Below are 21,829 nucleotides of genomic sequence, written 5' to 3'. Positions count from 1 at the left end.
GCGCTCGGCTCACCATCGCCCTAAACCCGCATGATGAGCGATCTGCCGATCCATGCCGTCCTGCCCGACCTGCTTGCAGCCCTGCGCGCGCGGGCGGGGGCGGTGCTGATCGCGCCGCCGGGCGCGGGCAAGACCACCGCCGTCGCGCCCGCGCTGCTGGGCGAGGACTGGTGCACGGGCACGGTTATCCTGCTTTCCCCCCGCCGCGTCGCCGCGCGCGCCGCCGCCGAGCGCATGGCCGACATGCTGGGCGAGCAGGCGGGCGAGACGATCGGCTATGTCACCCGGCTCGACACCCGGCGCTCGGCGAAGACGCGCGTGCTGGTGATGACCGAGGCGATCTTCGTGGCCACCGTGCTCGACGATCCCGAGCTTGCCGGCATTTCCGCCGTCCTGTTCGACGAGGCGCACGAACGCCATCTCGATTCCGATCTCGGCCTTGCGCTGGCGATCGAGAGCCAGCAGGTACTGCGGCCCGATCTGCGCCTGCTGGTCATGTCCGCGACGATCGACGGCGCGCGGTTCGCGCGGCTGCTTGCGGGCGCGCCGGTGATCGAGAGCGCGGGCAAGGCCCATCCGCTGGCGATCCGCTGGCTCGGCGCCAGCCCCGAAGCGCGGATCGAGGACGCCATGACTTCGGCCGTGCTGACGGCATGGCGCGAGGAGGCGGGCGACATCCTCGCCTTCCTGCCCGGCGTGCGCGAGATCGAGCGTACCGCCGAGCGGCTGGCGGAACGCCTGCCTTCCGCGCTGATCCTGCCGCTGCACGGCCAGTGCGACCCCGCCGCACAGCGCGCCGCGATTCGCCGTGACGCGCAAGGGCGCCGGCGGATCGTGCTCGCCACTGCGATCGCCGAGACCTCGCTGACGCTCGATGGCGTCGCGGTGGTGGTGGACGCCGGCCTGTCGCGCCGCGCGGAGTTCGACAAGGCGGCGGGCGTCACGCGGCTCGTCACGCATCGCGCCAGCCGCGCCTCGGCCGCGCAGCGCGCCGGCCGCGCCGCGCGGCAAGGGCCGGGCGTGGCCTATCGCCTGTGGGAAGAGGCGGCGCATCCCGGCCGCCCCGAATTCGATCCGCCCGAGATCGAGACATCCGACCTTGCGCCGCTGACGCTGGCGCTGGCGCAATGGGGCGCGGGCGATCCGACAGGCATGGCCTGGCTCGATCCGCCGCCGCCGCCCGCGCTCGCCGCCGCGCGCGGTCAGCTCGAAGCGCTGGGCGCGCTCGACGGGGAAGGGCGCATCACCGCGTTCGGCCGCAAGGTGGCCAGCTTGCCGATGGACCCCGCGCAGGCCGCGACCGTGCTGCGTGGGGCCGAACGCGGCGCGGCCGATGTGGCGGCAAGGCTCGTCCTGCTGCTGCAGGAGCGCGGGCTGGGCGGGCGGGGCGAGGATCTGGGCCAACGTCTGGCGCGCTGGAACGCGGATCGCTCGTCGCGCGCGCAGGCCGCGCGCAAGCTGGCCGAAGGATGGGCCCGCCGGGCGCAGAAACGGATGGCGCCGGCGGCCAGTGCCGGGCGAACCGACGAAGCCTCGCCCGGCCTGCTGCTGGCGCTGGGCCGGCCCGACATGGTGGCCAGGCGCCGCGATGCCTCGGGCGAGACCTGGCTTTCGGCCGGGGGCAGGGGCTATATGCTCGATCCCGCCTCGCCGCTGGCGACCAGCGAATGGCTGGTGATCGGCGATGCGCAAGGGCAGGCGAAAGGCGCGCGCATCCTGGCTGCCGTCCCGCTCGAACCGGGCGAGGTGGAGCGCGGGCTGGGTGAGCGGATCGAGCGGCGTTCGGTGCTGCGCTGGAACGCGGCCGAAGCCCGGATCGAGGCGCGGCTCGAACGGCGGCTTGGGGCGATCACGCTGGCCAGCGGCCCCGATCCCGCGCCCGACCATGCGGCACTTGCCGCCTTCGCCGCCGCGCGCCTGCGCGAGCAGGGGCTGGGCCTGCTGCCGTTTTCCAAAGCCAGCCTCGCCCTGTGCAAGCGCGCGCGCTATGCCGGCATCGCGGCGCTGGCGGACGAAGCGCTGCTGGCCGAGCTTGAGGACTGGGCCGGGCCCTTGCTCGGGCGCCGGTTCGACACGATCGACCAGGCGGCGCTGCACGAAGCCTTGCGCGGGCGGCTGGGCTGGGACGACCAGCAGCGGCTGGAACGGCTTGCCCCGGCCGAATTCGTCAGCCCCGCCGGCACGCACCACGCGATCGATTACGAGGATGAGGCGGGCCCTTGCGTGGAAGTGCGCGTGCAGGCGCTGTTCGGGCTCGATCGCCATCCCGATTTCGGCCAGCCGCCGCAGCCCTTGCTGCTCAAGCTGACTTCTCCCGCCGGCCGGCCGATCCAGGCGACGCGCGATCTTCCCGGCTTCTGGCGCGGCTCGTGGCGCGAGGTCCAGCGCGAGATGAAAGGCCGCTACCCCCGCCACCGCTGGCCGGACGAGCCCTGGGCGGAAGACCCCAGCCTCAAGACCCGCAACGCCTTCGAGGCGGGCCGGCGCTGAATGTGCCGATCGGGTGGCGGATCGGCGCAATTGCCGGCTTGATTTGTCGGCCGATTCGTGGGCAAAGCACGGGCCATGAGCGCACGCATCTTCCAGCGACCAAAGAACGCCATGCAGTCCGGCAAGGCGCAAGTCGACCAGTGGATTCTGGACTTTGTCCCGGCCGAGGCGAAAACGCCCGATCCCTTGATGGGCTGGGCCGGATCGGGCGACATGCAGCAGCAGGTGCAACTGCGCTTCCCCACGCGGGAGGCGGCGCTGGCCTATGCCGAACGCCATGGCATTGCCGCCACCGTCCATGCCTCGCCGCCGCGCCGGCTGAAGCTCCAGGCCTACGCCGACAACTTCCGGTAGGATTCGGGCGGCCTTGCCCGTTTGCTCACGCCGGTCTGGACAAAGGCCGCCGCGCCCGCCATATGCGCCGCCGGGAGTCGGGTGGACGTTTGCGTTCGCCAACCTGGTCAGGTCCGGAAGGAAGCAGCCACAACGGATTGCGGCGGGTCGCTCGGCTCCTTCACCCGATCTCCTCCTTTTCTCCTGACAATTCGCACCCCAGGGCTTACCTTCAGCGGTGATGGACGATTCACGCGACATGTTCGGCGATACCCCGCCCTGGAAGGACGAGAACGAGGGCTCGCCGAGTGCCGCGGAGTTGGAAGCGGCTGGCCAGTCGGCGCTGTTCGGTGGTGAGCCTGCGGCGGCGCCCGCGGCCCCCGTCCAGCCCGAAACCCCGCCCGCCGCGAAAGTCGCGCCGGCTGCCGCACCGACTGCCGCTCCGGCGCCCGCGCAGCCCTATCGCGTGCTGGCGCGCAAGTACCGCCCGCAGACCTTCGCCGAGCTGATCGGGCAGGAAGCCATGGTGCAGACGCTGGCCAACGCGATCAGGCGCGACCGGCTGGCCCATGCCTTCCTGATGACCGGCGTGCGCGGCGTGGGCAAAACATCGACCGCGCGGCTCATCGCCAAGGCGCTCAACTGCATCGGCCCGGATGGCACCGGCGGCCCGACGATCGATCCTTGCGGCGTGTGCGAGCCGTGCACCGCGATCGCCGAAGGCCGCCATATCGACGTGATCGAGATGGATGCCGCCAGCCATACCGGCGTCGATGACGTGCGCGAGATTATCGAGGCGGTGCGCTATGCCGCCGTCTCGGCGCGCTACAAGATCTATATCATCGACGAAGTCCACATGCTGTCACGCAATGCTTTCAATGCCTTGCTGAAGACACTTGAGGAACCGCCGGCGCATGTGAAGTTCCTGTTCGCCACCACCGAGGTGGACAAGCTGCCGGTCACGGTGCTCTCGCGCTGCCAGCGCTTCGACTTGCGCCGCATCCCCACCGCGATGCTGGCCGAGCACTTCGCCCGGATCTGCGTCAAGGAAGGCGTCGAAGCCGAGGACGAGGCGCTGGCCATGGTGGCAAGCGCCGCCGAAGGCTCGGTGCGCGACGGGCTTTCGATTCTCGATCAGGCGATCGCCCATGCCGATCTGGACGGCGAGGGCCGGGTGCGCGCGGCGCAAGTGCGCGACATGCTGGGCCTTTCCGACAAGAGCGCGCAGCGCAAGCTGCTCGCCGCGATCCTGGAAGGCGATGGGCCGGGCCTGCTCGATCTTGTCGCGCACCAGTTCGCGCTGGGGGTGGAGCCGATCGCGCTGATGCGCGGGATCATGGACCTGGCGCACCGCGTCACCGTGGCGCAAGTCTCGGGCGGGGCGGCTGACGCGCCTTCGGCCGAGGAGCGCGCGGCGATCGAAGGCTGGGCGGGATCGCTCAAGGCCGGGCAATTGCACCGGCTCTGGCAGCTTCTGCTCAAAGGGCATGAGGAAGTGAAAAGCGCGCCCGACCCGCTGGTCGCGGCGCAGATGGCCCTGCTGCGCGTGATGCACGCGGCCGACATGCCCGATCCCGGCACCTTGGCGCGCAGGATCGAGGAACTGGCCAGCCGCGCGCCGTCGCCCGACATGGCCGGACAGGCGGCGGTGCCCGCTGCCGCGCCGGTGGCGCAGGCCGCGCCGCGCTGGGCCGCGCTGGTCGAGCAGGTGGAGCACCATCACGAACATGTCGCCGCCAGCGTGATGCGGATGCAGGTGCGCGTGATCGAACTGGCGCCGGGCCTGCTGCGCTATGCCCAGCCGCCGGGCTTCAAAGAGGATATCGCGCCGGTGCTGCGGGCCGCGCTGGCCAAGGCGACCGGCGAACGCTGGCAGGTGGAGCGCGCGGCCGGCGAGGGCGCGCCGACGCTGGTCGAGCAGGACGAGGCTCGGCAGGCCGCCGATGCCGAAGCGGTGCGCCGTTCGCCGCTGGTCGAAGCCACATTCGCGGCCTTTCCCCACGCCGAACTGGTGGGGGAAGACCGTCAGGCCGCCCATGGCGGCAATCGCAACTGGAGACGCTGATGAAATCGATGGAAGAAATGATCCAGGCCGCCCAGCAGGCGGCCGAGACGATCCAGAAACAGATGACCGAGACCCAGGCCAGGCTCGATACGCTGGAAGTGGAAGGGCTTTCGGGCGGCGGCCTCGTCAGGATCCGCTGCTCGGCCAAGGGGCGGGTGATCGGCGTCGCGATCGACGACAGCCTGATGCAGCCATCCGAAAAGCAGATCCTCGAAGACCTGGTCGCCGCCGCCTATAACGACGCGCGCGTCAAGGCGGATAGCGTGGCCGGCGAGGAAATGGCCAAGGCGCAGCAAGGCATGGGCCTGCCGCCGGGTTTCAAGCTGCCGTTCTGAGCGCGCCTCAGGCGATCTGGCGCGCGGCGGCTTGCGAGGCGCGGTAATAGTCCTCGATCGCTTCGGCCTCGATCGGGCGGCTGAAATGAAAGCCCTGCAAATGGGTGCAGCCGGCCGCCAGCGCGGGGGCGACGAGGTTTTCGTCGCTCACCCCTTCGGCGACCACTTCGGCGCCGATCTGCCGGGCCATCTGCACCGCCGCGTCGAACACGGCGCGCGATGTCGCGTCGGTGCCCAGATCCTTCACCAGCGTGCGGTCCAGCTTCAGCCGGTCGAAGCGGAACGATTTCATCATGCACAGCGAGGAATAGCCGGTGCCGAAATCGTCGAGCGCGATGCGGAAGCCGGCGTTGCGCAACAGTTCCAGCGTCAGCAGCGCGCGCGTGTTGCGCTCGATCGAGACCGTCTCGGTCACTTCCAGGAAGACGCGGTGCGCCTCGATGCGGTTGCGGCGGCAGCAATCGAGCAGGAAGCCGACGAAACCGTCCTGCTGAAGCTGTAGCGGCGAAAGGTTGATGCTCATCGTCAGCGTCGGCCAGCGGCTGAGATCGGACAGCGCGCGTTCGATGATCCAGGCGCCCAGTTGCGGCATCTGGCCGCTGCGCTCGGCCGCCGGGATGAACTGCGCGGGCGAGATTTCGCCCAGCACGGCGTGGTTCCAGCGCACCAGCGCTTCCACTTCGCAGGCATCGTCGCGGATCGGGCAGATCGGCTGGTAGACCATGCGCAGCTCGCCGCGCGCCAGCGCTTGCGCCAGATCGCGTTCCAGCGCGCGGTCCACCTCGCGCTCCTGCTCGAGCGGCGGAGTGAACGCGCTGACGCGGTTGCGGCCTTCGCGCTTGGCGGCATAAAGCGCCAGATCCGCCTGGTGCAGCAGCCGGTTGACCTCGGCCGCGTGATCGGGCTGCGCCTCCACGAAGCCCAGCGAGACGGTGACGGCGATGGCGAAGCCTTCGAAATCGAACGGCGCGCGCATCGCGGCGATCAGCTCGCCGCACAAGTTGGCCGGAACCGTGCCTTGCGGCACTTCGACCAGCACGGCGAACTCGTCGCCGCCCACGCGCGCGACGATCGACTGTTCGCCCAGGAACGCCTTCATCCGCCGGCCCAGCAGCAGGACCAGCATGTCGCCCGAGGCGTGGCCGTAATCGTCGTTGATATACTTGAACTTGTCGATGTCGATCAGCGCGACGATCTGGCGCGATCCGGGCAGGCGCGGGCCCTGCGCAAGCAGCCGGCCCGCCTGTTCGACGAAGGCGCGGCGATTGGGCAGGCCCGTCGCCGGATCGGTGAAGGCCAGATTCTTCACCGCCACGGCATTGCGCCGGAAGGTTTCGAGCGAGCGGGACAGCGCGCTCAGCTCGCGCAGGCGGAACGGCTCGATCTCGATTTCCAGATCGCCGTCCGCCAGCCGTTCGAGCGAGCGGTGCATCCGCCGCAGCGCCGGCAGGATATTGCGGCTGACATCGACCAGGATCGCCAGCGTGAAGCCCAGCGTCAGCAGCCCGACCAGCGAGACCAGCAGATACCACTGGCGCGTCGATTGCTCGACGCGGCCATAGGCGGTGTCGCGCCGCCGCTCGGCTTCCTCGTGCACCCGGTTGGCCACTTCCATCATGCGGTCCAGCCGGCGCTCGATCGCGATCTCGTCGGCGCGCGAGCGGCCTTGCGGCCGGTCGATCACCTGGCCGACCAGCCGGTCGAGATTGCTGAACACCGTGCTGCGGCTCTGCATGTCGTACGCGGCCAGGCCATCGAGGCGCAGTGCGTTGACATGCTCCTCGATCTGCATGGCGGTGTCGGTCAGGTCGGCGGCGTAATGCGCGGCGCCTTCGCTGTCGGTGTCGATATCCAGCGCGTTGCGCGAGGCGAGGTGGAACTGGATCATGGCCTTGAGCAATTGCTCGCCATGCTCGGACATGCTCACCGCCGTGCGCAGTTCGTCGCTTTCCTCGCGCAGCGCGAGGGCGCGGTCCTGGGATACCACCTGCAGCCCCACCGTGCAGGCGATGATGACGACGATGGCCGAGACCAGGCGCCGTTCCAGCGAGCCGACCACGCCGTTCCACAAGCGGGCCGGAAGGGATGCAATCCCGCGCATCATTATCTGTCTTGTCCTTGCTGCAACCCGGATGAGTGATCGCAAACAATCGGTAAGCAGAAATCGTTGATAATTCGTGTTGGGACAAATGGTTAGCTCCCTTATCTGTCATCCAACCGTCATATTTCACGTCTCGCCCGGATCGGCGGCGACAGCCCTTTTTTGGGCCGGGAGCCGGGCGGGCCGGTACCCGGCGTGCGCTGCCCGCGTGCCCATCCACAAGCCTGGCGTGCCCACCATTGCGCCGCGGGGAGAGGCGTACCATATTCGGCAAGAACGCCGGACCCGTCCGGCAAGGCGCGGTTAACGCGTTCTATGTGAATGGATATGCCTGTGATTTTGCTCCCCCTCCTTCCCCTTCGCGACATCGTCGTGTTCCCCGGCATGGTGGTGCCGCTGTTCGTGGGCCGAGAGAAGTCGGTGGCCGCGCTCGAAGCGGCGATGGCTGGCGAGAAGGACATTTTCCTCCTCGCCCAGCTCGATCCCGGCTGCGACGATCCCGATCGCGACGATCTTTACGAAACCGGCGTCATCGCCAGCGTGCTGCAACTGCTCAAGCTGCCCGACGGCACCGTGCGCGTGCTGGTGGAAGGGCAGGATCGCGCCCGGCTGGAAGGCCTGCGCGCCGAAACCACCGCCGATGGCGACATGCTGGTCGCGCAAGTCGAGAAGATCGAGCCGGTCAGCGCTTCGGGCAATGAAGTGGCCGCGATGATGCGCTCGGTGGTCGAGCAGTTCAACGAATACGCCAAGCTCAACAAGAAGCTGTCGCAAGACGCGGGCGAACAGCTTGGCGATATCGACGATGCCGCCAAGCTGGCCGATACCGTGGCCTGGCAGCTCAGCGCCAAGGTTGCCGACAAGCAGGCGGTCTTGTCGGAGGCCGATCCGCTCAAGCGGCTGGAAATGGTCTATTCCTTCATGGAAGGCGAGCTTGGCGTTCTGCAGGTCGAGCGCAAGATCCGTGGCCGCGTGAAGCGCCAGATGGAAAAGACCCAGCGCGAATATTACCTCAACGAACAGCTCAAGGCGATCCAGAACGAGCTGGGCGGCGGCGATGGCGAGGAAGCCAACGAGATCGCCGAGCTGCAGGAAAAGATCGAGAAGACCAAGCTTTCGAAGGAGGCCCGCGACAAGGCGCTGGCCGAGATCAAGAAGCTGAAGTCGATGCAGCCGATGAGCGCGGAAGCGACCGTCATCCGCAACTATCTCGACGTGCTGCTGGGCCTGCCCTGGGGCAAGAAATCAAAGCTGAAGCGCGACATCTCACAGGCGCAAGCCGTGCTCGATGCCGATCACTACGCGCTCGACAAGGTCAAGGACCGGATCATCGAGTATCTCGCCGTGCAGGCGCGCACCAACAAGCTGAAGGGGCCGATCCTGTGCCTCGTCGGCCCGCCGGGCGTGGGCAAGACCTCGCTGGGCAAGTCGATCGCCAAGGCGACGGGGCGCGAATTCGTCCGCCAGTCGCTGGGCGGCGTGCGCGACGAGGCGGAGATTCGCGGCCACCGGCGCACCTACATCGGCTCGCTGCCGGGCAAGATCGTCACCAATCTGCGCAAGGCCGGCAAGGCCAACCCGCTGTTCCTGCTCGACGAGATCGACAAGCTGGGGCAGGATTTCCGCGGCGATCCGGCGTCGGCCCTGCTCGAAGTGCTCGATCCCGAGCAGAACGCCCGGTTCCAGGACCATTACCTGGAGCTGGACTTCGACTTGTCGGACGTGATGTTCGTGTGCACCGCCAACAGCCTCAACCTGCCGCAGGCGCTGCTTGACCGCATGGAGATCATCCGGCTCGAAGGCTATACCGAGGACGAAAAGGTCCAGATCGCCGAGCGTCACCTGATCGCCAAGCAAGTGGAAGCGCACGGCCTGAAGCCTGGCGAGTTCACCCTGACCGAAGAAGCCCTGCGCGATCTGATCCGCTACTACACGCGGGAAGCCGGCGTGCGCACGCTGGAGCGCGAGATCGCGCGGCTGGCGCGCAAGTCGCTGCGCCAGATTCTCGAAGGCAAGGCTGAGCAGGTGACGGTGACGCCCGAGAATCTTTCGGACTTCGCCGGCGTGCGGAAATTCCGCCACGGCGTGTCGGAGGAAGAGCATCAGGTCGGCGCCGTCACGGGCCTGGCCTGGACCGAAGTGGGCGGCGAACTGCTGACGATCGAAAGCGTCACGGTTCCCGGCAAGGGCGCGATCAAGTCGACCGGCAAGCTGGGCGAAGTGATGAGCGAAAGCATCCAGGCCGCCTTCAGCTTCGTCAAGGCGCGCAGCCCGGCCTATGGCATCAAGCCTTCGGTGTTCCAGCGCAAGGACATCCACATCCACTTGCCCGAAGGGGCGGTGCCCAAGGATGGGCCGAGCGCCGGCATCGGCATGGTCACTTCGATCGTCTCGACGCTCACCGGGATTCCGGTGCGCAAGGATATCGCGATGACCGGCGAGGTCACGCTGCGTGGCCGGGTGCTGCCGATCGGCGGGCTGAAGGAAAAGCTGCTTGCCGCGCTGCGCGGCGGCATCACCACCGTCCTGATCCCGGAAGAGAACCGCAAGGACCTCGCCGAGATTCCCGACAACGTGAAGGAAGGGCTGGAAATCATCCCGGTCAGCCACGTCGACGAAGTTCTGGCGCGGGCGCTGATCGAGCCCGTGGCGCCGATCGAATGGACCGAAGCGGACGAGCTGGCGAGCCAGGCCGTGGCGCCTTCGCTGGCCACGCCGGCACCGTCCACTACCGCACACTAGAATTGCTGCATTGCGGCGACTCGAATACGACAATTCGAGTCGCTGCTTGCGGTGCTTCCCGATGCTGCGTCGCACAATCCCGAATCACTTCGAAAATGGCGGAAAAACTGGACAAAACGGCTTTCCGCTGCGGCTTTTCGCTTTGACACTGCGTCCAAAAGAGGCTCAATTCCCGCGCAGTCGAGAGGCGATTCAAAAATTACCTGTTCAACTGAAAGGTTAGGGGGTTCCCATAATGAACAAGAACGATCTCATCAGCGCCGTCGCGGATTCCAGCGGTCTGACCCGCAGCGACGCCACCAAGGCGGTTGAAGGCGTCTTCGATGCCATCACCGGAGCGCTGAAGAAGGGAGACGAAGTGCGTCTGGTCGGCTTCGGCACGTTTTCCGTCGCCAAGCGCAAGGCTTCGACCGGCCGCAATCCGCGCACGGGCGAGCCGATGGAAATCAAGGCATCGAGCCAGCCCAAGTTCAAGGCCGGCAAGGGCCTGAAGGATTCGGTCAACTAATCGTCCCGAACGGCCTGCTCGCCTCGCAGGCAACCCATCAGATTCACGCCGCGCTGGTCACAACCAGCGCGGCGTTTTTCTTTGGGAGCGATAGTATTGGCCCATCGGATGGGCGGACATTGGCCTTAACGCTGCAACTGGAGCAGGGCGGTCGGCGCGGTGGTGGTGCGGCTGCTGACCTTCCAGGCGAGCGCCTTGCCACGCGGATCGGCCAGGGGGCCTTCATCGGTATTGTTGGCGAGGATCGCCGCATCGGTCCTGACCGTGAATGTGCCATCCACCGTGGGCATGGCCTCCGCGCCCGGCTTGCCGCTGGAATCCGAAGCGGCCGCCGCCTGCATCAGACCGGCCGCGCCCAGCCCGCCCAACGCGGGGCCGAAACCGGGCGCATCGACCCGCACCGTCCCGTCGCCGCGCTGCGAGACCTGGACGAAGGCATTGGCCATGGGAAAGCCCTCGATCGTGGGGAAAGTGAAATCGTGGCCGAGCTTGCCGGTGATCGCGAAATCGACCACGAACAGGCCATCGCCCTTGTATTCGACCTTGCGCCAGCCGGTCTGCCGCCGCAGCTTGGCGGCGATCTCCTCGGCCGCGCCGGGATCGGCGGGATCGATCCCGCCGAACAGCCCGGCCGCCGCGGCCGCTTCGTGCTTGTCCTTGCTTTGCCGGGTTTCCCAATCGGCCTTTTGCTGAGCGATCTCGTCGCCGGTGCAGGCGCGCTCGGCGCCGCTGTCAGTCTCATTGCAGGTTTGTGGCGTGAAAACGGCTTGCTGCGAGGACTGGCGCAGCGGCAGCAGGTAAAGCTCGCCCGCATAGCTGAAGCTGAACCCGCGATCCTTGCGCACTTCCAGCGCGGAGGTGAACCGGCCGGGCGCCAGGAAGCAGGCCGAAACCAGCAGCGCCAGCACGATGGCAAGCGTGCCGGCGGCGGCGCGGCGGAACGGCAGGTTCTTCATGGCGGCATCCCCCAGGGCTTTTCAGCGTGTGGCCACCGCATATAGCGCAATCGCGGCGGCATTGCTCACATTCAGGCTTTCCATCGCTTCGTCGATCGGCAAGCGCGCCAGCGCGTCGCAATGCTGGGTGATGTTGTGCCGCAGCCCTTCGCCTTCCGCCCCCAGCACCAAGGCCACCGGCCCGGCGGGCAAGGCATCGGCCAGCGTCGATTCGGCCTCGCCATCGAGGCCGATGCGCCAGTAGCCGGCCTCGGCCACCTCATCGAGCGCGCGGGCGAGATTGACCACGCGAATCCACGGCAGGATTTCCAGCGCGCCCGAGGCGGACTTGGCCAGCGTGCCGGATTCGGGCGGAGCGTGGCGATCCTGCGTGACGATGGCGCAAGCGCCGAAGGCGGCGGCCGAACGCATGATCGCGCCGACGTTGTGCGGATCGGTGACCTGGTCGAGCACCACCAGCGGCCGCGCGGCATCGCCTTCCAGCACGTCGGACAGGAACAGGTCGGGCAGCGGCTCGCATTCCAGCACCAGCCCCTGGTGCGGCGCGTCGCGCGCGACCAGGCGCGCCAGATCGGCCGCCTGCGCCCATTCCACCGGGAAATCGGCGGGCAATTCGCCATCCAGCGAATCGACGCCTTCGCGCGTCGCCCAGAGCTTGCGGTGGCGCCGTTCGGGATTCATCAGCGCCGCCTGGACCGCGTGCCGGCCCCACAGCCGCACCGCGCCCTGGCCCGCGCGGCCGCTTCCCCGGCCATTGCGCATTCGCCCGGCCCTGCCGCGCAGCTTGCGATCGGCGTCGGCGTCCTCACGCTTGGCCATTGCTTGTCCTTCCTTGTCTGGTGTTCCCTTGCGGGCCTGATCCCTTGCGGGAATGACCGCTCCTGCCAGTCACCCCATTGACAGGCAAGGTTCGCTTCGCCATGAGCGCGCCTCTCGGCTGGACGGTGCCCTTCGGGGCACAATCCCGGTGGGTTATCCCATCGCCCGCGATACTGGTGTGGACAGGTGGCCGAGTGGTTAAAGGCAGCAGACTGTAAATCTGCCCGCGCAAGCGTACGCTAGTTCGAATCTAGCCCTGTCCACCACCAGATCCCCGGGCCGCGAACCGGGCCCGGAACGGCCGCGAGGGACAAGCGCCACGGCGGGATTGCGGTGCGGCGCGACAAGCCGTACAGGGCCACGATGCCCGGAGAAATTCTCGATAATCAGGGGCGGGGCGAAGCGTCCTGGCGCTGGCCCGCAGTCCATCCCGAAGGGCGCAAGTTCGGTCTTGGCGTGGGCGTCGTCTGCCTGGTGACGGCGGCGATCGGCTGGCAATGGCTGGCCTGGCCGCTCGCGCTGCTGACCTTCTGCGTCCTGGCCTTCTTTCGCGATCCCCGCCGCGTCACGCCGCAGGAGGATCGCTTCATCGTCGCGCCCGCCGATGGCCTGGTCACGCTGATCCAGAAAGTGCCGCCGCCGCGCGAACTGACGATCGACGATGGCAGCGGCATCCGCCCGCTCGGCACCGATCCGGTAACGCGCGTCTCGATCTTCATGAGCGTGTTCGACGTGCACATCAATCGCGCGCCGATCGGCGGGACGGTGCGGCGTGTGATCTATATCCCCGGCAAGTTCCTCAACGCCGATCTCGACAAGGCGAGCGAGGAGAACGAGCGGCAGCATATCCTGATCGAGCGGGGCGACGGGCTGATGGTGTGCTTCACCCAGATCGCCGGACTGGTCGCGCGGCGCATCGTGCCGTTCGTCAAGCCGGGCGACATCGTCGCGGGCGGGCAGCGCATCGGCCTGATCCGCTTCGGCAGCCGGGTCGATGTCTATCTGCCGGCGGGAACCGAGCCGAAAGTCCTGCTGGGCCAGAGGATCGTGGCGGGCGAGACCGTGCTGGCCGAAGTGGGGCAGGCGGCCCTGATCGAAGGCGTCAGCCAGTGATCGGCGACGAGCCGGGCGAGAGCGACGCGGACGCGCGGCGCCGGATCGCCCGCAGCCTGAGCATCCGGGCGATCGTGCCCAATGCCATCACCGCCGCCGCGCTGTGTTCGGGGCTTACCGGCATCCGCTTCGCCATTGCCGGGGATTTCGAGAAATCGGTGCAGGCGATCATTCTGGCCGGCTTGCTCGACGGGATCGACGGACGGGCGGCGCGGCTGCTCAAGGCGCAGACGCGCTTCGGCGCCGAGCTTGACAGCCTGGCCGATTCGATCTCGTTCGGCGTCGCGCCGGCGCTGATCGTCTATCTGTGGACGCTGCGCGACTTGCCCAGCATCGGCTGGATCTCCGCGCTGGCCTTCACCATCTGCTGCGTGCTGCGGCTTGCCCGGTTCAACGCCCGGCTCGACGTTCTGGATCAGCCGCACAAGCAGGCGGGCTTCCTCACCGGCGTGCCGGCGCCGCTGGGCGCGGGGCTGGCGTTCCTGCCGATGTACCTGTGGATCGTCAGTGGCCGTTCCGAATTCGCCAATCCGATCGCGGTGAGCGGCTGGATGGTGCTGATCGCCTTCCTGATGATCTCCAACCTGCCCACGCTGAGTTGGTCCCGGCTGCGGCCGCCTCGGGATATCAGGATTGGCATCATCGCGCTGGTCGGGCTGCTGGCGGCCGCGCTCCTGACCGAGCCCTGGCTGACGCTGGTGCTGATAACGCTGATCTATCTGCTGCTGATTCCCGTGGGCATCGTAACCTATGCGCGCTTCAGGCGGCGAGCCGCGCAGGTCGAACCGGCCGCGTCCCCACCGCCAGACGCCTGATTTCCGCTTTCGCTGCGGAGCGCAGGGGCGCCGCAGCGCGGATATCGGTGACGACGATGCGCACTTCCGATGCCTGCGGGCATTGCGCAAGCGCCCGGCGCAGGCCGAGGGCGATCCGGCCTTCCTGTCGCAGTGTCGACACCGAGACCGCGATCGAGAGAAGTCCCGCGAAGAGGAAAAGCGTGGCGGCAAGTGCTGTCATGACCATCTCCATCGAAGCGGCCCCGGGCTGTTCACGTTCTGTGGACAGCTTGTGGATATCCGCGATTCGTTCTATCAATGTTCCGTATTGCCTGTGTTCGTGATTTGTTCCATCCTGTCAAGCGCCAATTGTGCCGCGATGACCGAACCGACAAGTCGCCAGCCGGTGCTTCGTGCCCGGTGTCCTGCGGTGATCGCGCGGAGCCGCGCTAAAAGCGCGGTGAATTGACGCTGGATTTCACGAACGAATGGCGCTATGCGCCGGCCCGCTTGCCGATCGGTCGTTTCCGAATCCACGGAGCCGGGCGGCGGCGAATCCACATGGGAAACCTACATACCCGGTGCCGCAGCGGGCCAGCATCCTTCGGGATATCCGCACGGTTCCAGTTTCCCAGAGGCTGAAACCGGAAAGGAAATGATTATGGCGGCTCCCGTCGTCACCATGCAGCAATTGATCGAGGCCGGCGCGCACTTCGGCCACCAGACCCACCGCTGGAACCCGCGGATGAAGCCGTACATCTTCGGCGCCCGCAACGGCATCCACATCATCGACCTGTCGCAGACGGTGCCGCTCATGGCCCGCGCGCTCGAATTCGTTTCGGCCACCGTGCAGGCGGGCGGCAAGGTGTTGTTCGTCGGCACCAAGCGCCAGGCGCAGCAGCCGATCGCCGAAGCCGCCCGCGCTTGCGGCCAGCACTTCGTCAACCACCGCTGGCTGGGCGGTATGCTCACCAACTGGAAGACGATCTCGCAGTCGATCAAGCGCCTCAAGACGCTTGAGGAACAGCTTTCGGGCGACACCGCGGGCCTCACCAAGAAGGAAGTGCTCCAGCTCACGCGCGAGCGTGACAAGCTTGAGCTGTCGCTTGGCGGCATCCGCGACATGGGCGGCATTCCCGACGTGATGTTCGTGATCGACGCCAACAAGGAAGACCTGGCGATCAAGGAAGCCAACGTGCTGGGCATCCCGGTCGTCGGCGTGCTGGATACCAACGTCAATCCGCAGGGCATCGCTTTCCCGATCCCCGGCAACGACGATGCCAGCCGCGCCGTGCGCCTTTATTGCGACGCCGTCGCGCAGGCCGCGACCAAGGGTGGCCGTGAAGCCGTGATCGACAGCGGTGCCGATATCGGCGCGTTTGACGAGCCGGTTGCCGAGGAACTCGCGGCCGAGGACGCCGCCGAGGCCTGATCCGGCATAGGCCGCGACCTGACCGCCATGGCCTGACCGTCATGGAATTGTCGCGCGCCGGGTCCATGGGCCCGGCGCGCACCAAACTTTATCAAGAGGATATACGCGATGGCTTACACCGCCGCTGACGTGAAGAACCTCCGCGAGCGCACTGGCGCCGGGATGATGGACTGCAAGAAGGCCCTCGACGAATCGGGTGGTGACTTCGAAGCCGCCGTCGATGGGCTGCGCGCCAAGGGCCTCGCCGCCGCCGCCAAGAAGTCCAGCCGCACCGCGGCCGAGGGCCTGGTCGGCATCGCCGTCACGGGCACGCGCGGCGTGGCCGTCGAAGTGAACTCGGAAACCGACTTCGTCGCCAAGAACGACCAGTTCCAGGATTTCGTGCGCAAGACCACCGAAGTGGCGCTGGGCGCCGGCTCGGACGATGTCGAGGCGCTGAAGGGCGCGGCCTATCCGGGTGGCACCACCGTGGGCGACGCGCTGACCAACAATGTCGCCACGATCGGCGAGAACCAGCAGATCCGCCGCATGAAGACGGTCGAAGTCGCGCAGGGCCTGGTCGTGCCGTACATGCACAACGCCGCCGCGCCGAACCTGGGCAAGATCGGCGTGCTGGTCGCGCTGGAATCGGAAGCCGCCGCCGACGTGCTCGAAGCGCTGGGCAAGCAGATCGCCATGCACATCGCCGCCGCGTTCCCGCTGGCGCTCTCGGCCGACGATCTCGATGCCGAGCTGCTGGAGCGTGAGCGCAAGGTCGCCGCTGAAAAGGCCGCCGAAAGCGGCAAGCCGGCCAATGTGCAGGAAAAGATGGTCGAAGGCGCCGTGGCGAAATACGCCAAGGAAAACGCGCTGCTCAGCCAAGTCTTCGTGATGGACAACAAGACCCCGGTGCAGCAGGTCGTCGACCAGGCCGGCAAGGAAGCGGGCACCAGGATCGTCCTCAAGGACTTCGTGCGTTTCCAGCTTGGCGAAGGCATCGAGAAGAAGGAAACCGATTTCGCGGCCGAAGTCGCGGCGGCCGTGCAGGGCTGATCGGCGGGTTCCTTCGCGATCACAGCAAAAGCGGGCCGGGAGCGAGAGCTTTCCGGCCCGTTTTGTTTGGCGATCGAAGGTTCGCCGGCTTGGCTTGCCGGAGTGTTCACGGACTTTGCCGCGTTTGCCTCCCTCCGTCATGCTGAACATGTTTCGGCATTTATCGCGGGGAGCGGTTGCTTTTGGCGGACATCGGAGAGGGTGCGCCTCGTTCGGCCCCTCTCCCAACCCTCTCGCCTGAAGGGGAGGGGGCTTTGGCGGAGTTTTATTCCTCCCGGCCGGCCTGATCGAGCAGGTCCAGCAGCGCCGTCGGCATGGTCGGGGCGGGGCGTTCCGGCGGATCGTCGTTCCGCAGGTCGAGGTAGAGGTCCATCGCGGCGATGAGGGCGGCGCGGACCGAGGCGACTTCGGGCCGGGCGACGGTCGCCGCCAGCCGGCCGTCGCTGTCGAGGCCGGCCTGCTCGATCCGGCGCACGCCGCGTTGCGGGCGGGCGGCCCGGCGATGCAGCAGCGGGCCCAGGACCTGTTCGCGCAGGAAGGCCAGCATACCGATCGCCTCGAACAGTTCGCCGCGCGCCAGCTTGGTCACGCCATAGTGCAGCCAGATCCAGCAGCGATCCTCGAACCATTGCGGCGGCAGGTCGGGCCAGGCGATGGCCGCCCTGGCCAGCCGGTGCGCGATGGCGGCCGGATCGCGCGCGAACAGGACCGCAGGCAGTTCGATGCGCCGGTCGAGATCGGCGGGAGTCACGAACTTGAGGTCCACATGCAGCAGTTCCGGCCCGTAAAGGCAGATGAGCAACCGGGGCTCGCCGACATGCTCGCCGGTAAAGGCGCCGACCAGCTCGCCCAGCCCCTCGGCGAAGGCGCGGCGCGTGGCCATGACTTCGCCATGCCGGTGCTCATCGCAGATCAGCACCAGATCGAGGTCGGAGTGCGCATCGAGCCCGCCGTGGATATAGGAGCCGCCGGCCAGCAGCGCGGCGAAGCGTGGATCGGCGGCGACGGCGGCGATCGCGCGGGTAAGGAAAGCGGAATGCATCGTGGGGATGGTGCTGGTCATCATGAATCTCCAAGCCAGCAGGTCAGGATAGGCGATGTGCCGGGGCAAGCGCAATTCCTCCCGCGCGCACGGTGAGCGAACCCGTGCGGCAAAGTCGTCGGCCACCCCCAAGTCGATGCTTGGCTTTCTTCGCGCGCGCACCTAATGCGGGGCACCCAGCCCCCCAGGATCGAAATGATACGAGCATGAGCAAGCCGGCATACAAACGCATTCTGCTCAAATTGTCGGGTGAAGTGCTGATGGGCTGCCAGCAGTTCGGCATCGATCCAGAATTCGTCGCCGAACTGGCGCGCGAAGTGAAGGCGGCCAAGGATACCGGGCTGGAGATCTGCCTGGTCATCGGCGGCGGCAACATCTTTCGCGGCATGGCGGGCGCGGCCAAGGGCATGGATCGCGCGCAGGCCGATTACATGGGGATGCTGGCCACCGTGATGAACGCGCTGGCCATGCAGAACGCGCTGGAGCAGATCGGCGTGCACACCCGCGTGCAATCGGCGGTGCAGATGGACCAGGTGTGCGAGCCGGTGATCCGCCGCCGGGCCGAGCGCCATCTGGAAAAGGGCCGGGTGGTGATTTTCGCCGCCGGCGTGGGCGCGCCTTATTTCACCACCGATTCCGGCGCCGCGCTGCGCGCCGCCGAGATGCAGTGCGACGCGCTGCTCAAGGGCACCAGCGTGGACGGCATCTACGATTCCGATCCCAAGACCAATCCGCAGGCCAAGCGTTACGACACGGTCGATTACGATACGGTGCTGGCGGATAACCTCAAGGTGATGGATGCTTCCGCCGTGGCGCTGTGCCGCGATAACCAGATACCCATCGTCGTGTTCTCGATCCGCGAAAAGGGCAACCTAGCGCGGGTGCTCGCCGGAGAGGGAACGCAGACCATCGTCCAGAAGGGAGCCTGAGCCATGGCCAAGTATGACAAGGCCGATCTCGAACGCCGCATGAAGGGCGCGATCGACGCGCTGCGGCATGACCTGTCCGGTTTGCGGACGGGCCGCGCCAACGCCACGCTGCTCGATCCGGTGACGGTCGAGGTCTATGGCGCGCACATGCCGTTAAACCAGGTCGCGACCGTTTCCGCGCCCGATCCACGGATGCTTTCGGTGCAGGTGTGGGACAAGTCCAACATCGGGCCGGTGGAAAAGGCGATCCGCTCGGCCGGGCTGGGCCTCAATCCGATCAACGACGGCAATACCCTGCGCCTGCCGATCCCGGACCTGACCGAGGAACGCCGCAAGGAACTGGCCAAGCTGGGCAGCCAGTATGCCGAAAAGGCGCGCGTCGCGATCCGCAACATCCGGCGCGACGGCAACGATGCCTTGAAAGCCGACGAATCGAAGAAGGAAATCGCCGAGGACGATCGCAAGCGCGGCGAGGAGGAAGTCCAGAAGCTCACCGACGAGATGATCAAGGCCGTCGACGAGGAACTGGCGCGCAAGGAAAAGGAAATCCTCAACAAGTGACTCTCCGACGCCAGAGGGGAGCGTAGAGGGCATGGCGAAGAGCGAACCCGCCCGCGCGCGGCATGTCGCCATCATCATGGATGGCAACGGCCGCTGGGCCAAGAAGCGCCACTTGCCGCGCGCGATCGGCCATCAGCGTGGGGTCGAGGCCGTGCGCCGGCTGGTGCGCGGTGCGCGCGAGTTCGGGCTGGAAGCGCTGACCATCTATGCCTTTTCCACCGAGAACTGGCGCCGGCCCGAGGAAGAGGTTTCCGACCTCATGGCGCTGATGAAGCGCTTCATCCTGTCCGACCTCGACGAGATGGCGGAAAACAATATCCGGCTGAAGATCATTGGCGACTACAAGGCGTTCAGGCCCGATATCGTCGAGCTGATCGAAGGCGCGCTGGCGCGCACGGCGGCCAATAGCGGCACGATCCTGGCCATCGCGCTCAATTACGGCGCGCAGGACGAGATCGCCCGCGCCGCGACCAGGGCGGCGGCCAAGGGCGCGATCACGCCCGAAACGATCGAGGCCGAACTCGATACCGCCGATCTGCCCCCGCTCGACCTGCTGATCCGCACTTCGGGCGAAGTGCGGCTGTCGAATTTCCTGCTATGGCAGGCCGCTTATGCCGAGCTATGGTTCACCCCCGTGCTCTGGCCCGATTTCACCGCCGATCATCTGAAGGAAGCGCTCGATGCCTTTGCCACGCGTGAACGACGCTATGGCGGCCGTTGAGGCGATCTTCGCCGCGCCGAAAGGCGTCCGGTGAGCGCGCCGGCCCGCAAATCGGACCTTGGCGTGCGGACTGTCACGGCCCTGGCCATGCTGGCGGTTTCCGGCATCGCGCTCTGGCTGGGGGGCCTGGCCTGGATGCTGTTCGTGGTGGCGGTGGCCGCCGGGGTGTTCTTCGAATGGGGTGTGCTGGTGTTGCTGGCCCATCCGCCGGGCGGCGCGCGGCTGGCGTGGCGGCTGGGCGGCGCGGTCTATTGCGCGGTCGCGGCGGTCACGCTGGTGGTCCTGCGCGAATCCGCGATGGGCGCCTTGCCGGTGCTGATCGTGGTCGGGGCGGTGATCGGCACTGACGTGGGCGCCTATTTCGCCGGCCGCGCGATCGGCGGGCCGAAGATCGCGCCTGCCATCAGCCCGTCCAAGACCTGGGCCGGGCTGGTCGGCGGCATGGTGGGGGCAGCGCTGGTCATCCTGCTGCTGGTCGCGACGCGCAAGGACACCGATTATACGCTCTGGCTGGTGCTGGCCATGGGTGCGCTGATCGCCATGGTGGCGCAGGCGGGGGACTTTTTCGAAAGCTGGATGAAGCGCCGCGCCGGGGTGAAGGATTCGGGCAAGCTGCTGCCCGGCCACGGCGGGCTGTTCGACCGGGTGGATGGTCTGCTATCGGTTACTTTTGTGCTAGGCGTTATCTTCATGATTTCGCGTCTATTGGGGCACTCGTGACGCAGCGTTCGATTTCGATCCTGGGGGCGACCGGCTCGATCGGCGCATCGACGCTCGATCTGGTGCGGCGCGATCCCGCAGGCTGGCGCGTCGTCGCGCTCACCGCGCAATGCCGCGTGGGCGAACTGGCCGCCCTGGCGCGCGAATTCGCCGCCCAGATCGCGGTCGTGGGTGATGCGCGCTATCTGCCTGAACTGCGCGCGGCGCTGGCCGGCTCGGGGATCGAGGCGGCGGCGGGGCCGGCCGCGCTGGTCGAGGCGGCGGGGCGCCCGGTCGATATCACCATCGCCGCGATCGTGGGCTGCGCCGGGCTGGCGCCGACCATGGCCGCGATCGAGCAGGGCGGCATTGTCGCGCTGGCCAACAAGGAAGCGCTGGTTTCGGCGGGCGAAGTGATGACCGCCGCGGTCGCCCGCCACGGCGCGACGCTGCTGCCGGTCGATTCCGAGCACAACGCCATCTTCCAGTGCCTGTGCGCCAACGATCCGGCCGACGTGCGCTTCATCACGCTCACCGCCAGCGGCGGGCCGTTTCGCGACTGGAATGCCGACCAACTTGCCGGCGCCACGCCGGCGCAGGCGGTGCGCCATCCCAATTGGGACATGGGCGCGAAGATCAGCGTCGATTCCGCGACGATGATGAACAAGGGCCTCGAACTGATCGAGGCCTATCACTTGTTCCCGGTGGGGCTCGACCGGCTGCGCATCATCGTCCATCCGCAATCGGTGGTCCATTCGATGGTCGAATACCGCGACGGATCGACGCTGGCCCAGCTTGGCCCTTCGGACATGCGCGTGCCGATCGCCTCGGCGCTGGCCTGGCCCCGGCGGATGGATACGCCTTGCGCGCCGCTCGATCTGGCCGCGATCGGCGAACTGACGTTCCGCGCGCCCGATGAAGCGCGCTTTCCCGCCACCCGGCTGGCGCGCGAGGCGGCGCGTGCCGGCGGCGCCATTCCGGCCGTGCTCAACGCCGCGAACGAGATCGCGGTCGCCGCCTTTCTGGATGGTCAGATTGCGTTCACCCGCATTGCCGCACATGTGGAGGATGTCCTGTCCTCCTTCGCGCCGCCCGCGCCGGCCTGCTTGTCCGATGTCCTTGCCGTCGATCACGAAGCCCGGGCAAGGGCGCGCCTTTTGACGGAGTCTGCCTGA

The 21,829-nt window shown here is 67.4% G+C and carries 21 protein-coding genes, 1 tRNA gene and 1 other RNA gene; 18 read left to right on the top strand and 5 right to left on the bottom strand.

The window, feature by feature from the left end; all coding sequences use genetic code 11:
• Positions 1-33: 33 nt before the first annotated feature.
• The 5 genes from hrpB to PYV00_RS10220 all read left to right on the top strand — a co-directional run bounded on the left by hrpB (position 34) and on the right by PYV00_RS10220 (position 5,223).
• Entirely contained in the window at positions 34-2,490 is a 2,457-nt protein-coding gene (gene hrpB, locus PYV00_RS10240) for an ATP-dependent helicase HrpB (RefSeq protein WP_275228165.1), read from the top strand.
• A 75-nt stretch (positions 2,491-2,565) separates the two neighbouring features.
• Positions 2,566-2,844 carry an ETC complex I subunit gene (locus tag PYV00_RS10235; RefSeq protein ID WP_275228164.1) on the top strand — a complete coding sequence of 93 codons (279 nt, stop codon included), beginning with the start codon at positions 2,566-2,568 and terminating at the stop codon, positions 2,842-2,844.
• Positions 2,845-2,914: 70 nt separating this feature from the next.
• Positions 2,915-3,009: signal recognition particle sRNA small type (ffs, locus tag PYV00_RS10230), an RNA gene on the top strand.
• Positions 3,010-3,064: 55 nt separating this feature from the next.
• Positions 3,065-4,888, top strand: coding sequence for a DNA polymerase III subunit gamma/tau (locus PYV00_RS10225; RefSeq protein WP_275228163.1), 1,824 nt, complete (start codon positions 3,065-3,067; stop codon positions 4,886-4,888).
• A complete protein-coding gene (locus tag PYV00_RS10220) occupies positions 4,888-5,223 on the top strand; it encodes a YbaB/EbfC family nucleoid-associated protein (RefSeq protein WP_275228162.1) in 336 nt (111 codons plus the stop codon). The genes PYV00_RS10225 and PYV00_RS10220 overlap by 1 nt, the downstream gene beginning before the upstream one ends.
• Positions 5,224-5,230: 7 nt before the next feature.
• Here the strand turns inward: PYV00_RS10220 and PYV00_RS10215 are convergent, their stop codons facing one another.
• Positions 5,231-7,324, bottom strand: a complete 2,094-nt coding sequence (locus PYV00_RS10215; RefSeq protein WP_275228161.1) for a putative bifunctional diguanylate cyclase/phosphodiesterase — start codon at positions 7,322-7,324, stop codon at positions 5,231-5,233.
• A gap of 327 nt (positions 7,325-7,651) precedes the next feature.
• Between PYV00_RS10215 and lon the strand changes: the two genes are divergently transcribed.
• The 3 genes from lon (at position 7,652) to PYV00_RS10200 (ending at position 10,574) form a co-directional block, all read left to right on the top strand.
• Complete coding sequence (gene lon / locus PYV00_RS10210) at positions 7,652-10,066, top strand: endopeptidase La (RefSeq protein WP_275228160.1); 2,415 nt, start codon at positions 7,652-7,654, stop codon at positions 10,064-10,066.
• Between the two features lie 61 nt (positions 10,067-10,127).
• On the top strand, positions 10,128-10,289 hold the full coding sequence (locus PYV00_RS10205; RefSeq protein WP_275228159.1) for a hypothetical protein: 162 nt from the start codon (positions 10,128-10,130) through the stop codon (positions 10,287-10,289).
• Between the two features lie 12 nt (positions 10,290-10,301).
• Positions 10,302-10,574, top strand: coding sequence for an HU family DNA-binding protein (locus tag PYV00_RS10200; protein ID WP_275228158.1), 273 nt, complete (start codon positions 10,302-10,304; stop codon positions 10,572-10,574).
• A 125-nt stretch (positions 10,575-10,699) separates the two neighbouring features.
• On the opposite strand, the gene PYV00_RS10195 is transcribed toward PYV00_RS10200, so the two are convergent.
• A complete protein-coding gene (locus PYV00_RS10195; RefSeq protein WP_275228157.1) occupies positions 10,700-11,530 on the bottom strand; it encodes a hypothetical protein in 831 nt (276 codons plus the stop codon).
• A 21-nt stretch (positions 11,531-11,551) separates the two neighbouring features.
• Positions 11,552-12,349 carry a 23S rRNA (guanosine(2251)-2'-O)-methyltransferase RlmB gene (gene rlmB, locus PYV00_RS10190; RefSeq protein ID WP_275228156.1) on the bottom strand — a complete coding sequence of 266 codons (798 nt, stop codon included), beginning with the start codon at positions 12,347-12,349 and terminating at the stop codon, positions 11,552-11,554.
• A gap of 180 nt (positions 12,350-12,529) precedes the next feature.
• On the opposite strand from rlmB, the gene PYV00_RS10185 reads away from it, so the two are divergent.
• The 3 genes from PYV00_RS10185 (at position 12,530) to pssA (ending at position 14,277) form a co-directional block, all read left to right on the top strand.
• A tRNA-Tyr gene (locus PYV00_RS10185) sits at positions 12,530-12,615 on the top strand.
• A gap of 97 nt (positions 12,616-12,712) precedes the next feature.
• Positions 12,713-13,462 (top strand): phosphatidylserine decarboxylase, encoded by a 750-nt coding sequence (locus PYV00_RS10180; protein WP_275228155.1) that lies wholly within the window; start codon positions 12,713-12,715, stop codon positions 13,460-13,462.
• The gene (gene pssA / locus PYV00_RS10175; RefSeq protein WP_428981626.1) at positions 13,462-14,277 is read left to right on the top strand and encodes a CDP-diacylglycerol--serine O-phosphatidyltransferase; all 816 of its coding nucleotides are present in this window, start codon (positions 13,462-13,464) and stop codon (positions 14,275-14,277) included. Before PYV00_RS10180 ends, pssA begins: the two co-directional genes overlap by 1 nt.
• Here pssA and PYV00_RS10170 read toward each other — a convergent pair.
• Positions 14,222-14,491, bottom strand: coding sequence for a hypothetical protein (locus PYV00_RS10170; protein WP_275228153.1), 270 nt, complete (start codon positions 14,489-14,491; stop codon positions 14,222-14,224). The genes pssA and PYV00_RS10170 overlap by 56 nt on opposite strands.
• Positions 14,492-14,899: 408 nt before the next feature.
• Here PYV00_RS10170 and rpsB point away from each other — a divergent pair, with 408 nt between their 5' ends.
• On the top strand, positions 14,900-15,670 hold the full coding sequence (gene rpsB, locus PYV00_RS10165) for a 30S ribosomal protein S2 (protein ID WP_275228152.1): 771 nt from the start codon (positions 14,900-14,902) through the stop codon (positions 15,668-15,670).
• 108 nt (positions 15,671-15,778) lie between these two features.
• Positions 15,779-16,702 carry a translation elongation factor Ts gene (gene tsf, locus PYV00_RS10160; protein ID WP_275228151.1) on the top strand — a complete coding sequence of 308 codons (924 nt, stop codon included), beginning with the start codon at positions 15,779-15,781 and terminating at the stop codon, positions 16,700-16,702.
• Between the two features lie 265 nt (positions 16,703-16,967).
• On the opposite strand, the gene PYV00_RS10155 is transcribed toward tsf, so the two are convergent.
• The gene (locus PYV00_RS10155) at positions 16,968-17,765 is read right to left on the bottom strand and encodes a hypothetical protein (RefSeq protein WP_275228150.1); all 798 of its coding nucleotides are present in this window, start codon (positions 17,763-17,765) and stop codon (positions 16,968-16,970) included.
• A 185-nt stretch (positions 17,766-17,950) separates the two neighbouring features.
• Between PYV00_RS10155 and pyrH the strand changes: the two genes are divergently transcribed.
• From pyrH to dxr, 5 genes are read left to right on the top strand one after another with little or no spacing between them, the layout of a single operon-like run.
• Positions 17,951-18,673 (top strand): UMP kinase, encoded by a 723-nt coding sequence (pyrH, locus tag PYV00_RS10150; RefSeq protein WP_275228149.1) that lies wholly within the window; start codon positions 17,951-17,953, stop codon positions 18,671-18,673.
• A gap of 3 nt (positions 18,674-18,676) precedes the next feature.
• Positions 18,677-19,234 (top strand): ribosome recycling factor, encoded by a 558-nt coding sequence (frr, locus tag PYV00_RS10145; RefSeq protein WP_275228148.1) that lies wholly within the window; start codon positions 18,677-18,679, stop codon positions 19,232-19,234.
• Positions 19,235-19,265: 31 nt separating this feature from the next.
• Positions 19,266-19,955 (top strand): polyprenyl diphosphate synthase, encoded by a 690-nt coding sequence (gene uppS, locus PYV00_RS10140; RefSeq protein WP_275228147.1) that lies wholly within the window; start codon positions 19,266-19,268, stop codon positions 19,953-19,955.
• Between the two features lie 30 nt (positions 19,956-19,985).
• A complete protein-coding gene (locus PYV00_RS10135; RefSeq protein ID WP_275228146.1) occupies positions 19,986-20,675 on the top strand; it encodes a phosphatidate cytidylyltransferase in 690 nt (229 codons plus the stop codon).
• Positions 20,672-21,829 carry a 1-deoxy-D-xylulose-5-phosphate reductoisomerase gene (gene dxr / locus PYV00_RS10130; RefSeq protein ID WP_275228145.1) on the top strand — a complete coding sequence of 386 codons (1,158 nt, stop codon included), beginning with the start codon at positions 20,672-20,674 and terminating at the stop codon, positions 21,827-21,829. Before PYV00_RS10135 ends, dxr begins: the two co-directional genes overlap by 4 nt.

The sequence above is a fragment of the Novosphingobium album (ex Liu et al. 2023) genome, from assembly GCF_029076845.1.
GTDB lineage: Bacteria > Pseudomonadota > Alphaproteobacteria > Sphingomonadales > Sphingomonadaceae > Novosphingobium.
This window is presented reverse-complemented; position numbering and strand designations above follow the sequence as displayed.

What these genes read in the sequence shown, in the direction of transcription:
- hrpB (WP_275228165.1), top strand. Translation starts at nt 34, where the DNA reads ATGAGCGATCTGCCGATCCATGCCGTCCTGCCCGACCTGCTTGCAGCC.
- PYV00_RS10235 (WP_275228164.1), top strand. Translation starts at nt 2,566, where the DNA reads ATGAGCGCACGCATCTTCCAGCGACCAAAGAACGCCATGCAGTCCGGC.
- PYV00_RS10225 (WP_275228163.1), top strand. Translation starts at nt 3,065, where the DNA reads ATGGACGATTCACGCGACATGTTCGGCGATACCCCGCCCTGGAAGGAC.
- PYV00_RS10220 (WP_275228162.1), top strand. Translation starts at nt 4,888, where the DNA reads ATGAAATCGATGGAAGAAATGATCCAGGCCGCCCAGCAGGCGGCCGAG.
- PYV00_RS10215 (WP_275228161.1), bottom strand. Translation starts at nt 7,324, where the DNA reads ATGCGCGGGATTGCATCCCTTCCGGCCCGCTTGTGGAACGGCGTGGTC.
- lon (WP_275228160.1), top strand. Translation starts at nt 7,652, where the DNA reads ATGCCTGTGATTTTGCTCCCCCTCCTTCCCCTTCGCGACATCGTCGTG.
- PYV00_RS10205 (WP_275228159.1), top strand. Translation starts at nt 10,128, where the DNA reads ATGCTGCGTCGCACAATCCCGAATCACTTCGAAAATGGCGGAAAAACT.
- PYV00_RS10200 (WP_275228158.1), top strand. Translation starts at nt 10,302, where the DNA reads ATGAACAAGAACGATCTCATCAGCGCCGTCGCGGATTCCAGCGGTCTG.
- PYV00_RS10195 (WP_275228157.1), bottom strand. Translation starts at nt 11,530, where the DNA reads ATGAAGAACCTGCCGTTCCGCCGCGCCGCCGCCGGCACGCTTGCCATC.
- rlmB (WP_275228156.1), bottom strand. Translation starts at nt 12,349, where the DNA reads ATGGCCAAGCGTGAGGACGCCGACGCCGATCGCAAGCTGCGCGGCAGG.
- PYV00_RS10180 (WP_275228155.1), top strand. Translation starts at nt 12,713, where the DNA reads ATGCCCGGAGAAATTCTCGATAATCAGGGGCGGGGCGAAGCGTCCTGG.
- PYV00_RS10170 (WP_275228153.1), bottom strand. Translation starts at nt 14,491, where the DNA reads ATGGAGATGGTCATGACAGCACTTGCCGCCACGCTTTTCCTCTTCGCG.
- rpsB (WP_275228152.1), top strand. Translation starts at nt 14,900, where the DNA reads ATGGCGGCTCCCGTCGTCACCATGCAGCAATTGATCGAGGCCGGCGCG.
- tsf (WP_275228151.1), top strand. Translation starts at nt 15,779, where the DNA reads ATGGCTTACACCGCCGCTGACGTGAAGAACCTCCGCGAGCGCACTGGC.
- PYV00_RS10155 (WP_275228150.1), bottom strand. Translation starts at nt 17,765, where the DNA reads ATGACCAGCACCATCCCCACGATGCATTCCGCTTTCCTTACCCGCGCG.
- pyrH (WP_275228149.1), top strand. Translation starts at nt 17,951, where the DNA reads ATGAGCAAGCCGGCATACAAACGCATTCTGCTCAAATTGTCGGGTGAA.
- frr (WP_275228148.1), top strand. Translation starts at nt 18,677, where the DNA reads ATGGCCAAGTATGACAAGGCCGATCTCGAACGCCGCATGAAGGGCGCG.
- uppS (WP_275228147.1), top strand. Translation starts at nt 19,266, where the DNA reads ATGGCGAAGAGCGAACCCGCCCGCGCGCGGCATGTCGCCATCATCATG.